The organism is Paenibacillus bovis (assembly GCF_001421015.2).
In the GTDB taxonomy this organism is placed as follows: Bacteria; Bacillota; Bacilli; order Paenibacillales; family Paenibacillaceae; genus Saccharibacillus; species Saccharibacillus bovis.
The window spans coordinates 338,047-350,735 of record NZ_CP013023.1 but is presented as its reverse complement, the minus strand read 5'-3'; the positions used below and the strand labels follow the sequence as shown (position 1 = coordinate 350,735).

Sequence of the window (12,689 nt, the reverse complement as noted above, 5' to 3'; positions counted from 1 at the left end):
CGAAAGGAGAAAGGGATATGGTATCTGCTGTACTGTCCATGCTGCTGCTTACGATTGCGCTGGTACTCGTAATCTCTATCGTCTATTACACCTGGCGCAATGGCATTTCTCCGCTGCCTTCATCTTTGCTGCTGCGTCGTCAGGTAGAGCAGGAAGTGAAGCGATTGTCTGCTGTTCAGCAAAAGAGCGGTCGTTATGGGTTTACCGGGGAAAACGCAAGTGCAGCCAATTCTGAAGTGTATTTCTTTCAGGGAGAGTCTGTACCCACTGCTGCAGATGGAGCTGAAGCGACAGGTAAGAAGAGTATACATACAAGAGATACAAGTAAGCCGAGGGGGCCGCTGATTATCGAAGCCGGTTCTGGTTGGGGCACGATGGCGCTGCATCTGGCTCGTTATTGTCAGCCGTGCCGGGTGGTCGGCATCGAGAATTCGGTGGTGCCGCTGGCGGTCTCGCGGCTGTTGGCGGGTCTACCTGGCAGCCATTCTATCAAGCTGGTGCATGGAGATATGTACAGGTATCACTATGAGCAGGCGGATCTGGTTGTCTGTTATTTATTTCCGGGCGCGATGACCCGGTTAAGTCCGATTCTACGCGAACAGACACATCCAGGCACGTATATTATCAGTGTCTATTTTGCGCTGCCGGACTGGGAAGCCGAGCACGTCATTACCTGCCGGGATGTACACCAAACCAAAATTTACATCTATCGTGCAGGCAGCCGGATTTATACCGTGTAAAAAAGGGTATAGATTAAAGTCCGTCATTATCCTGATTATGAAACGCTTACAATTTATTCTTTACAAATGTAAATCGGGAGTAGTAAGATAATAGTCAAAGTTGTATACAAGTATACCGCGATAAAGAAACAGCATATATCTGTTTCTTTTATAGGATAATGAGAAGTAAGGAAGTGAGGCCGGAACACGCTATTTATGAGCAAGACGATGCATCCCGCGAATGAATCTATGCTAAAATTATAAGGAACGGCATATGCTGCCATAATCGGATAGAACATCTACATATCGCTGCTTACTGGTTGGTTAATTGCCTATTATGCATAAGAGGAGACGTTGGATCATGCAATATCCATCTGCCTGGATGCAGGGAGCTTCCCGCGGGGAAGCCATCGCCTGCCAGCTCAGGCTGCAAATTATAAATGAACAGATCAAGCCGGGAGAAATTATCTCCGAGAACCGTGTCGCTGCCGACTTTGGGACGAGTCGTTCTCCGGTACGGGATGCGCTCAAGACATTATCAGGCGAAGGATTGATTCGCCTCGAACGAATGGGTGCAGTCGTACTGGGATTGAATCTGGAGGATGTCAAAGAGCTGTACGATGTGCGTTATCTGATCGAGAGCTTTGCCCAACAGCGTCTGGCGCAGCAGGATAATACCATGCTGGTGACCCAGCTGGAGCGGATCATCGACAAAATGAAGCTGGCTGTCAAACATGGGGACTATATTGACTTTGCCTATCAGGATTTTTCGTTCCACGAGGCTATTGTTATGCATGCCCAGCACAAGCGGATGATCCATTTATGGAACAGCATCCGCCAAATTGTAATGACCGTGATTCTGATGACGACCGAAAAGGGTTTTCAGACCGGCGAGGAACGAATGAACTGGGTTGCGGATAAGCATTATATGATCCTCGAAGGATTGCGCTCCCATGATCCCGAAGTCATTCACAAGGTGGTCAGCAGCTATTTTGCAGATTCTGCACAGACATTGATACGCAGCCTGCCCTGATTGGCAGGCTGGCTGAAGCTGCGTCAGCAAGCTCCCTAGCGAAAGTGAATCGTCTTTTTTATCTTTAACTTGTCGACAAGTATACAGCGTATTTTCAGAACATATATCCATCGTATATGAAAGCGCTCTATAATTTTACGTAAAATATTTCAAATTTTCATAAAAAAGTTTGAAAGTTTTTCATGGAGTAATGAATACAGCCGAAGTCATCCGGCTTCAGGCAGGAAAACAGGGAGGTTATCGCATTGGATCAATTATTTGGACTCAGTCATAATGCAACATTGCTTATCTGGACACTGATTGCGATCGTATTTCTGATCGTACTGATTGCGAAGTTTAAATGGAACCCGTTTGTCACACTGCTGCTGTCTGCACTCATGCTGGGCCTGCTGGCAGGCATGGACCCGCAGGATCTGATCAAATCGGTTACCGGTGGTCTGGGCGGTACGCTTGGCACGATAGCGATCGTTATCGGTCTGGGAACCATGCTCGGTAAAATGATGGCCGAATCCGGCGGTGCCGAACGTATCGCTACTACACTGATCGACCGTTTCGGTGTCAAACGCGTCCACTGGGCGATGATGATTGTCGGTTTTATCGTCGGGATTCCGGTATTTTTTGAAGTCGGTGTTATTCTGCTGATTCCGATTATTTTCCTGGTAGCCCGCAAGACCGGGATGTCCCTGCTCAAAATCGGTATTCCGATTCTGGCAGGTCTGTCGACTGTACATGGACTGGTGCCTCCGCATCCGGCACCAATGATTGCTATTGAAGCGTACAATGCCAATCTGGGCAGAACAATTCTGTATTCCCTGATCGTCGGTCTGCCAACCGCGATTATCGCTGGCCCGATCTTTGGTAAATTTATCGGTAATCGCATTGTCGTTCATCCGCCGCAGGAACTGGCAGATCAGTTCGCTTCCAAGGAAGAACGCGAGCTGCCGGGCTTCGGTATTACCCTGTTCACTATTCTGCTGCCGGTTATCTTGATGCTGATCGGATCGATTGCAGATATCGTCGATCCGCAGGGCGTGAATGGATTTACCCATGTAGCTGCTTTTATCGGACACGAAGTTATTGCCTTGCTGATCTCGGCAGTATTTGCTTTCTTCTCTCTGGGATTCGCTCGTGGATTCAGCAAAGAAGATGTCTCCCGCTTTACCAGTGAATGTCTGGCTCCTACCGCCAGCATTATCCTGATTATCGGTGGCGGCGGTGCTTTCAAGCAGGTATTGATCGATAGCGGCGTCGGCGGTGCTATCGCTGATATTGCCAGCCAGACCCATATCAACGTTATCCTGTTTGCATGGCTGGTAGCCGCACTGATCCGTATTGCGACAGGTTCGGCTACAGTCGCCATGACAACAGCTGCTGGTATCGTTGCACCGGTACTGGCTGTGAGCAGCGGAGTGAACATTGAGCTGGTCGTACTGGCTACCGGCGCAGGTTCCCTGATCCTGTCCCACGTCAACGATGCAGGCTTCTGGATGATCAAGGAATTCTTCGGCATGACCGTCGGTCAGACGCTGAAATCCTGGACTGCCATGGAGACAATCCTGTCCGTGGTCGGCCTGATCTTCATCATGATCCTGAGCGTATTTGTCTAATATCTAATCAGTTCATGGCATGACCAGAACTTATGCAAAAGCCAACCAGAAAGCAGAGCGGGAAGAGATACCTTAACCCGTTCTGCTTTACTGCGTATAGGCGCTAGCCTTATCTGTTCGGCTATCTACTACCATGCACATCTCTCGTGCATAAGCAGAGACACCTTCCATGCACTGGTGCCATTGCTACTCTCATAGGCACCCATTTACAAGAAAAGAGGTTGATAACCATGACAGACTCCACAATGAAACGAATGATCGGTGTAGATATCGGAACGACCAGTACCAAGTCGGTACTTTTTGAACAGGACGGAACTGTCGTAACTTCAGCGAATATTGGCTATCCGCTGTATACGCCCACTACTGCCACTGCTGAACAAGACCCGGATGAGATTTACCGGGCGGTTCTGCACACGATTGCCGGCGTGATGGAACAGAGTGGTACGGCAGCAGAGGATATTCTGTTTGTTTCTTTCAGCTCGGCTATGCACAGTGTAATTGCTGTCGATTCGGATGGAACACCGCTAACCCGCTGCATTACCTGGGCGGATAACCGCAGCGCCCCCTATGCCCGCAAGCTCAAGGAAGAATGGAACGGACACGAGATCTATATGCGTACCGGTACACCGATTCATCCGATGTCCCCATTGACCAAGCTGATCTGGCTGCGTGAAGAGCATCCGGAGATTTTTAACCAGACTGCCAAATTTATCTCGATCAAGGAATATGTATTTGCCCGTCTGTTCGGTCAGTATATTGTCGATCATTCTATAGCTTCCTGTACCGGAATGCTCAATCTCAAACAGCTGGACTGGGATGAAGAAGCGCTGCGTCTGGCCGGTGTTACAGCGGATCGTCTATCTACGCTCGTACCGACGACCCATCTGATCGAAGGACTGCATGCAGAAGCGGCAGCCGAGATGAAGCTGGCACTGACAACACCATTTATCGTGGGTGCAAGTGATGGCGTGCTGTCCAATCTGGGAGTCGGCGCGATTGAACCGGGAGTAGTCGCTGTTACGATCGGCACGAGCGGTGCGATCCGTACTGTAGTCGATCAGCCGGTGACCGATCCCAAAGGACGTATTTTCTGCTATGCACTGACCGAGGACAAATGGGTCATCGGCGGACCGGTAAATAATGGCGGGATGCTGTTCCGCTGGGTACGCGATGAGTTTGCTGCTTCGGAAGTCGAGACGGCCAAGCGTCTGGGAATCGATTCCTACGATGTGCTGACACGCATTGCCGAGCAGGTACGTCCGGGCTCGGACGGATTGTTGTTCCATCCGTATCTGACCGGCGAGCGAGCGCCGCTATGGAATCCGGATGCACGAGGTTCCTTTATCGGACTGACAATGAAGCACCGCAAAGAGCATATGATCCGCTCGGTGCTGGAAGGGGTTATTTTCAACCTGTATACGGTTATGCTGGCGATGGAAGAACAGATCGGTCGTCCGGCCCGTATTCATGCGACCGGTGGATTCGCCCGTTCTTCGCTGTGGCGTCAGATGATGGCGGATATTTTTGACCAGGAAGTGATCGTGCCGGAGAGTATCGAGAGCTCCTGTCTTGGTGCAGTTGTGCTGGGACTGTACGGTACCGGACGCATTGAATCGCTGGATATCGTATCCGGAATGATCGGGTCTACCCACAGCCATGAGCCGGAATCGGCAGCTACCCGTGTCTACCATCAGCTGCTGCCGATCTACATTTCCATTTTCCGCAGCCTGGAGCAGCAGTACAGTGCGATTGCCGAGTTCCAGAACAGTATGGGTGAAGCCTGAAAATCAGATACAGAATTATAATTCCTGTCATCCCGATGGCCTGAAATGGTATACTGAGTCAAACAGCTATTAGCGGATGTTATCCATGTGTAGTTGTCAGACAACAGTAAGGTTGTGATGGTAACGTGGATTTTAATCTGGATATGAAAACGGTATTCATGTCCCTGGTGTTTGGTCATATTTTCACCGTAATTTTGATTACTGCCTATCGTCGTTCCTCGGGCAAGGACCGCTCGGTAAATACATTTATTCTTGCCAAATGGCTGCAGGCGATTGCCTGGGCGATGCTGATGTTCCGGGGAGTACTGCCGGAGATTATGTCGATTGTGCTGGCCAATACGCTTTTATTTGTCGGGGCTGCTCTGGAAACAGCAGCGCTGCTGATTTTGCAGCAGGCGTTTACACGCAGGATAAGACGCTGGCATTTTCTTTATACGATCGTTTGTGTAACCGGCTTTGCAGCTATTTATCTATTCGGGGTCTCCGAAAGTACACGGATTGTATATGCTTCGATCGGAACCACGTTGTTCCTGATCTATCCGGTCTATCGCATGACCCGCGAGCCCGGTGCTTCTCCGCTAAAAAGGCTTGTCGGATATCTATACGGCGTGGTCGCTGTCAGTCTGCTGTCACGAGCAGCCGCCGCTCTGCAGCTGGGTTCACAGGCAGGACTGTTCACGGTCGGATTGTACCAGACGTTTTCTTTTATTGCGCTTTATCTAATTATGATTCTGGGCAATATCGGTTTTGTCCTGCTGTCCAAGGAGCAGGCTGATGCCGATCTGCTGCGGATGGCGAGTTACGACGAGATGACCGGTGTGCTTAACCGTCGTACATTTATCGTACAGAGCCGTAATCATATTCACCGGCTGGCCAAGCAGGGCAGGCTGGTATCGTTTATATTGTTTGATGTGGATGCCTATAAGACCATCAACGATACGTATGGTCATTTTACCGGAGACCGCGTTCTGACCGATATGGCCAACCGGATCAGGCAGTGTCTGTCCGGGCTTGCTGCCGATAAGTATTTATTCGGCCGTTATGGTGGAGATGAATTTGCTGTGCTGCTGCCGGATACCGATGAACAGCAGGCTACCGAATGGGCAGAAGCGCTGCGGCGAACGATTGCCGACACTCTCCCGGATATCCTGCCGGTAGCCTATACGATCAGTCTGGGTGTGGCTACAGTACAGGCGACAGCAGATATCCAGCTGAATACCTTATACGTACTGAGCGACCAGGCGTTGTACGAGGCTAAGCGTGCCGGACGAAACCGGGTTGCTGTGCATATGCCGCAGAGTCATGCATCGGAGAACTCTCAGGAAATTCATTAAAAACTAATAACAGCATTGGACCGGAGACATCTACCGGATTCCATAGCAAAAAGACGCTCTGATCAAACAGAGCGTCTTTTTGCATTTGGATGGTTCTCATTTCCATTATACCGGTTATCTCATTTCCTGTATCCAGCGGTGCAGAGATATATTTGTGCGACAAACTATGCAGTTCTATGTGTAGCAGGCTGTACAGGACTAGAACTGCATAGCCTGTCGCGCAGACTTATACCTGCACAGCAGGCAGATCGGATAATGATTTATTTTTTCGTGGAATAGTGGTACAGATTATCAGCCAGTGACTGCATGGTGGCACTTGTGTTATGCAGTCGCTCAATGACATCGGTAAAGGAACTAACCAGCGTCGCCTGCTCCTTGGAGGAAGAAGTGATCTGTTCGATCTCGCGCTCCATATTGCGGATTGACTCCTGCACATCGCGCAGAGCTGTCTCGATATCGCCGGTGGCCTGCTTGGCATTTACGGACAGCTTGCGTACCTCGGTCGCTACCACGCCGAATCCGGCACCCAGCTCGCCGACGCGTGCTGCTTCGATCGCTGCATTCAGACCCAGCAGATTCGTCTGCTCGGAGATTTCTTTGATCAGCGTCGCAACTTCATTGATTTTGGAAGATTTTTGCACTGTGGTTTTGCTGTTTTGCAGAATCTGCTCGCTGGTGGCCTGCAGTTCTTCGGCGTGGGCTGCGACATGCTGAACCATATCGACCAGACTGTCGGAGATCGAGCGACTCTCATCCACAATTTTGTCCAGATTGAGGGCTGTGGTCTGCTCATAAAATACATTGAACATGGCAACCAGCTTGTTATCCTCGATAATAGGCACCGAGATGCCTTCCAGCGGATATCCGAATACTTCGGCAGGGAAGAAAGAGATAGAGGTATTACGTTTATCTTTTACACCATTGAAATTAAGGAAACTCGGGTCCAGCGGACTGCCGCTGGTGTAGCCCAGATCGAAATCCCCCAGCTGCTCGTAGAACAGAATTTTCTCGTGATCATATACGGATACTGCGGCTTTTTCACGCAGGCCTTTGGTAAAGTATGGAATTACACTAATCAGAGCGTTAACAATACTCATTTTATCCCTTCCTTTTCGTTCGAATGCAGTACATTGTCTTTTTATCGGCGAGGGATAGATTAATATTTAGCGGCTTACAATTAGTAATATATGGATAATAGTATGATTTATCCATAATATGAAGAGATGGAGAGGGAATCGGTTAATATTCGGCACTAAATAGCACTTTTTCTATCAAAAATAGGCTAAATCCGTTAATAAAGGAAGCGAAAATTTTTTTGATAATAATCGATATAGCGCAAAAAGAGCGGCAGACCGAAGTCTAACCGCTCTTTAAAAGGCAGGCATATCGAAAAATAGACACCTACCCACCTGTTTACGATGTTCATTATCGGCTACAACTACATATCCGGTGCAGTCAGGCGTTCCAGCTCTTCCAGATAAGCAAAAGCATGGTCATCCGATGTACCGCACATTTCCAGTGAGGCTGCAAGACCACCGCATACTTCCGGACGTTCCGGGCGGCCAAACAGACCGCAGCGACGTTCGGAAGTCAGATGAATACAAGGGATTCCGGCAGGCTTGCCCTCGGGCATACCGGGAATCGGTGATGATATAGATATAATGATGCAGCATGCTGCACAGCCGGGACGGCATTCCATCGTAATCTCTCCTGTCGGGTTCATGATGCGGGATGGGCTGCCAGTCATGACTGTTTTATTTCCATACATCCTCGGCGATCTGGATGACATGGCGCAGCTTTTCCCATTGTTGTTCTTCAGTCAGCAAATTGCCTTCCTCGGTGGATGCGAATCCGCACTGTGGACTCAGGCACAGCTGATCCAGATTGACATATTTGGCCGCTTCGTCGATCCGGCGCTTGATCTCGTCTACGCTTTCCAGCTCACCATGCTTGGAAGTGACCAGACCAAGCACGATCTGCAGATCGCGGCGCTTCACGTGACGCAGTACATCGAGTGAACCGGAGCGCTCATCGTCGAATTCCATAAACAGACCGTTCAGGTTCAGCTGATCCATGATCGCATCGGCTGCTCCATCGTAACCACCGGAAGCAGTCCAGGTTGAGCGGAAGTTTCCGCGACAAATATGCATCGTAATAATCATATCGTCCGGACGATCAGCCACAGCCAGATTCACCAGCTTGACGGAATCGGCCAGCATACGATCCGGATCTTTGCCGTCTGCACGCAGTTTGGCTTTGGCTTCCTCGGAGAAGAACCCAGCCCATGACGTGTCATCCAGCTGCAGATAACGGCAGCCCGCATCGTAAAAGGCACGAAGTGCTTTTTGGTAAGCGAGACCCAGATCGTGCAGCAGTACATCGCTGTCGGCATACAGATCGGATTCGATTTTGCCGCGGAATTGCAGCATATTGGGACTTGGAATCGTCATTTTGGCGGTACGATCCGCGCTCACTACACTATGCAGGAATTTGTAATCTTCCAGATGCGGATGATTGGTAAAGTCGATTTTGTCTGTGACTTTGATGCCGCGCGCTTTGGTCGTTACTCCATGGAACTGGATACCTTTATCCGATTCAAATGCTTCGACGCCATCCAGATTCTCAAGAAAGTCGAAATGCCACCATGCCCGGCGGAATTCACCATCGGTAATCGACTGCAGGCCAATTTCCTCCTGCTTGGCTACGATCCGGCGAATCTCTTCGTCTTCGATCTGGCGCAGCTGCTGGGCATTAATCTCGCCAGCGGATTGCTGAAGACGGGCTTGCTTGATTTTGTCAGTGCGAAGCAGACTGCCTACATGATCTGCACGAAACGGCGCAGTCGTACGCAGCAGGGAAGATGGAGAAGAAGTCATTGTACATAACCTACTTTCTGGATAGGAATAATATTATGTTGCATCGTAGCAGAGTTTGCAGAGGATGTAAACGGCCGATCCGGAAAGGGCAGGGACAGCATACTGCTATGCCGGCACCTGCTGTTTTCCAAAAAAGGGATTAAGCCTGCTCTTCAAACAAGCGGCAGATCTCGACGATCACAGCTGTTGCTTTGACCATATTGTCGACAGAGACGTACTCGTATTTACCATGGTAATTCTCGCCGCCGGTAAAGATATTCGGTGTCGGCAGTCCCATATACGAGAGCTGCGCGCCATCTGTACCACCGCGTACCGGTGTAATATGTGGCGGGATACCCAGGTTTTTCATTGCCTGTTCGGCAGTATCGACGATATGCATGACCGGCTCGATCTTCTCGCGCATATTGTAATACTGGTCATTCATCTCCAGCAGGATGCTGTCTTCGCCGTAGGTCTGGCGGAATTCGTGCACGATGCTGGTCAGTGTATTTTTCTTGTGTTCAAAAGCTTCACGGTCAAAGTCACGGATGATGTACGAGAGCTGTGTCTGCTCCACATCACCATGAATCGATATCAGATGATAGAATCCTTCGTAACCATCTGTAAATTCAGGCGCTTCTTCTACCGGCAGGCGGCGGTGCAGCTCCATGGCGATTTTGGTCGCGTTGATCATTTTACCTTTGGCGGTGCCGGGATGTACATTGGTTCCTTTGCAGATGACCTTGGCGGCTGCTGCGTTGAATGTCTCGTATTCCAGCTCGCCCAGTGGACCGCCGTCTACGGTATAGGCATACTGTGCGCCATAGGCAGCCACATCGAACTTGTGCGGACCACGTCCGATTTCTTCATCCGGGGTAAAGGCGACCCGGATCTTGCCGTGCTTGATCTCCGGATTGCGGATCAGATGATGCATCGCGGTCATGATTTCGGCGATTCCGGCTTTGTTGTCTGCGCCAAGCAGGGTGGTGCCGTCTGTTGTCATCAGGGTATGACCATGATAGCCTTCCAGCTCCGGGAAATCTCGTGGAGATAGTACAATACCGTGCTGCTGGTTCAGTAGAATATCTCCACCGTGGTAATCGACCAGCTGCGGTTTTACATTTTTGCCTGTAAAATCCGTTGCAGTATCGACGTGAGCCATAAATCCGATCACGGGTACATTTTTGTCGGTATTGGACGGCAGGGTAGCCATCACATAACCGTTATCGTCAAGCGTCACATCCTCCATGCCGATTGTGTTCAGCTCCTGCACCAGCTGGCGCAGCAGATCCCACTGGCCGGGTGTGGAAGGACAGGTGTCGCTATCTTCATTGGATTGAGTATCGATTTGGACATAGGGGGTCAGGCGTTCAATCAGTTCATTTTTCAAGACGGGTCAGACTCCTCTCGGTAAGTAGCAAATGGTTGAATCTTATTTTGTCATTTTAGCATAAGTTCGGCGGCGGTAACGGATAAGTTCGCTGTATAGACGGTATTGCACAGGGGAAATAGATAGCAGCCTACTATCATTGTTCCGAAAGTCCATACCAAAAAGGGACAGCACCAATCGTGCTATCCCTGGCAAAAAGTGTAGTTACTGTGAGCTGGACGGCTGGGAAGCGGAAGACGGATGATCCTGGCGATCTGAAGCAATCAGGCGCAGCAGATGTCTGCGAAAAGCATGCATAACCAGCAGATGCACACGAGCCTGCGTAAACTTGTACAGGAACCACGGCAGCGAAGGCAAATAATCATGAATCGCGATTACGCATTCCTGGGTACCGGGAATCTGCTGGAATTCCAGTCGTCCCTCATGCGTCTCCTTGATCCGGGCAAAAGCTCCACCGGTAATATAATATACGGCGCTTCCGGCGTCACTGCGCTCCGGACAGAAAGTCAGCTCCAGAATCGGCTTGCGCAAAAAGCGCACATATACGCAGTAATGACCCGGTTGATCCTGCTCGGTGCGCACAATCCCCGGCAATAGTCGCCCAAGCCATTCCATATAATAGCTGCCGGCCCAGCGGGCATTTTTGCCTTCGGGTATAAGGACTCGCTGGATAGAGCGCACATCCGATACTGCCGGAGCAGACGAGGACGACGAGTGGGAATGACTGCTGGATTTGGTTTTCTGCTTGTGCTGCTCCTGGGATTCCTGCTCCAGCGCAATCCGGGCTGCATCTTCAAAAGTCACCTTGCCGTCGCTGATGCCTGGCACATGGTGGTCCTTATGGGCGACCATCGGGTGAGCGAGACTCTCGACCAGCGGATAGACCATTTCACGTGGCATCTGGGTAACCAGAGTAACCCACAGCCGGGACAGACCGATCGTCAGCAGCGGAATATCGATAAAGGTACGCTGCTTGTGCATGACTTCGGCTGTTTTCTCCATCATTTGCTTGTACGTCATCACATCGGGACCGCCTACATCAATAGCGCGGTTATACAGCTGTGGACTGCCTATGCTCTGCTGGATCGCATTCAGTACATCCGATAACGCAATCGGATGGGTCATCGTGCGGGTCCACTCCGGCAGCGTCATAATCGGCAGCCTGCGAACCAGACGGGCGAGTATCGGAAAAGAAGAACCTTGCGGCCCGACGATCAGCCCGGCGCGTATCGTTGTGACCGGTACACCGTAGGAGCCGAGCACCTGCTCCACTTCCAGACGGCTGCGCAAGTGACGGGACAGCTGCTCTCGCGGTACATTTTCCGGGATAATGCCGCTCAGGTAAATAATCTGTTTGATTCCGTTTTTACGGGCAGCCCGGGCAAAGTGATCCGCCAGAATAACATCCATATCTTCGAATTTGGCTTGGGTCAGCTTGGCAGTGGGTAACATGGAATGAACCAGATAGATGGCATAGTCTGCGCCCTCCAGACATTCATCCGCATCGGACATGGAGAACAATTCGCAGGCCCGCCATTCTACATGTTCATTATTGTGGTCTTTGCGTTCATGACGGGACAGCGCAATCACATCATAGTCACGTACCAGCTGTTTCAGCATATTATGACCGATATAGCCAGTCGCTCCGGTCAGTACAATTTTGGGACGGTGTGAGGTAATAGCAGGTTCTACAGTAGAAGGATTAACAGGATTCATACAGACACCTCGATTTCTCAGAATAGCCGTGGTTGTTCAGAGAGAGACAGTCCAGACTGTACTCCGGCACGAAAAAACATATTGCTTTTCAATACCCTGTTTCAGGCAGTGCTAACCGTATAAGGTGCAGGAGAAAGGGACCTTTTATTCATGCGTTTGTTGGAATCAACATAAAAAGCCCATCTGCTATAGATGGACTTTTCATATTTATAAAAGGATAGATTCGCCAATAACCTTTGCGCGAATGAGGC

Annotated in this window: 10 protein-coding genes; 5 read left to right on the top strand and 5 right to left on the bottom strand. The window is 50.2% G+C overall.

Annotated features, from left to right (window positions below; translation table 11 throughout):
* Window positions 1-17 precede the first annotated feature (17 nt).
* The 5 genes from AR543_RS01530 (at window position 18) to AR543_RS01510 (ending at window position 6,477) form a co-directional block, all read left to right on the top strand.
* The gene (locus tag AR543_RS01530) at window positions 18-740 is read left to right on the top strand and encodes a class I SAM-dependent methyltransferase (protein WP_060531203.1); all 723 of its coding nucleotides are present in this window, start codon (window positions 18-20) and stop codon (window positions 738-740) included.
* A gap of 340 nt (window positions 741-1,080) precedes the next feature.
* Window positions 1,081-1,752 (top strand): GntR family transcriptional regulator, encoded by a 672-nt coding sequence (locus AR543_RS01525; protein WP_060531202.1) that lies wholly within the window; start codon window positions 1,081-1,083, stop codon window positions 1,750-1,752.
* Window positions 1,753-1,997: 245 nt separating this feature from the next.
* Complete coding sequence (locus AR543_RS01520) at window positions 1,998-3,359, top strand: GntP family permease (RefSeq protein WP_060531200.1); 1,362 nt, start codon at window positions 1,998-2,000, stop codon at window positions 3,357-3,359.
* A gap of 230 nt (window positions 3,360-3,589) precedes the next feature.
* Window positions 3,590-5,143 carry a gluconokinase gene (gene gntK, locus AR543_RS01515; protein ID WP_060531198.1) on the top strand — a complete coding sequence of 518 codons (1,554 nt, stop codon included), beginning with the start codon at window positions 3,590-3,592 and terminating at the stop codon, window positions 5,141-5,143.
* 125 nt (window positions 5,144-5,268) lie between these two features.
* The gene (locus AR543_RS01510; protein ID WP_060531195.1) at window positions 5,269-6,477 is read left to right on the top strand and encodes a GGDEF domain-containing protein; all 1,209 of its coding nucleotides are present in this window, start codon (window positions 5,269-5,271) and stop codon (window positions 6,475-6,477) included.
* Window positions 6,478-6,737: 260 nt separating this feature from the next.
* On the opposite strand, the gene AR543_RS01505 is transcribed toward AR543_RS01510, so the two are convergent.
* From AR543_RS01505 to AR543_RS01485, 5 genes are all read right to left on the bottom strand, one after another.
* Window positions 6,738-7,574, bottom strand: coding sequence for a methyl-accepting chemotaxis protein (locus tag AR543_RS01505; protein WP_060531193.1), 837 nt, complete (start codon window positions 7,572-7,574; stop codon window positions 6,738-6,740).
* Window positions 7,575-7,915: 341 nt separating this feature from the next.
* Complete coding sequence (locus AR543_RS01500) at window positions 7,916-8,176, bottom strand: YkgJ family cysteine cluster protein (protein WP_060531191.1); 261 nt, start codon at window positions 8,174-8,176, stop codon at window positions 7,916-7,918.
* Between the two features lie 55 nt (window positions 8,177-8,231).
* Window positions 8,232-9,353: a 5-methyltetrahydropteroyltriglutamate--homocysteine S-methyltransferase gene (locus AR543_RS01495; protein WP_060531189.1), complete on the bottom strand. Its 1,122-nt coding sequence runs from the start codon at window positions 9,351-9,353 to the stop codon at window positions 8,232-8,234.
* A gap of 139 nt (window positions 9,354-9,492) precedes the next feature.
* On the bottom strand, window positions 9,493-10,722 hold the full coding sequence (gene pepT, locus AR543_RS01490; protein WP_060531187.1) for a peptidase T: 1,230 nt from the start codon (window positions 10,720-10,722) through the stop codon (window positions 9,493-9,495).
* Window positions 10,723-10,926: 204 nt separating this feature from the next.
* Window positions 10,927-12,438, bottom strand: coding sequence for an NAD(P)H-binding protein (locus tag AR543_RS01485; protein WP_060531185.1), 1,512 nt, complete (start codon window positions 12,436-12,438; stop codon window positions 10,927-10,929).
* Between the last annotated feature and the right edge of the window lie 251 nt (window positions 12,439-12,689).

Bases quoted from the DNA above. Each gene is read 5' to 3' on its own strand.
- AR543_RS01530 (WP_060531203.1), top strand. From the start codon at position 18: ATGGTATCTGCTGTACTGTCCATGCTGCTGCTTACGATTGCGCTGGTA.
- AR543_RS01525 (WP_060531202.1), top strand. From the start codon at position 1,081: ATGCAATATCCATCTGCCTGGATGCAGGGAGCTTCCCGCGGGGAAGCC.
- gntK (WP_060531198.1), top strand. From the start codon at position 3,590: ATGACAGACTCCACAATGAAACGAATGATCGGTGTAGATATCGGAACG.
- AR543_RS01505 (WP_060531193.1), bottom strand. From the start codon at position 7,574: ATGAGTATTGTTAACGCTCTGATTAGTGTAATTCCATACTTTACCAAA.
- AR543_RS01500 (WP_060531191.1), bottom strand. From the start codon at position 8,176: ATGGAATGCCGTCCCGGCTGTGCAGCATGCTGCATCATTATATCTATA.
- AR543_RS01495 (WP_060531189.1), bottom strand. From the start codon at position 9,353: ATGACTTCTTCTCCATCTTCCCTGCTGCGTACGACTGCGCCGTTTCGT.
- AR543_RS01485 (WP_060531185.1), bottom strand. From the start codon at position 12,438: ATGAATCCTGTTAATCCTTCTACTGTAGAACCTGCTATTACCTCACAC.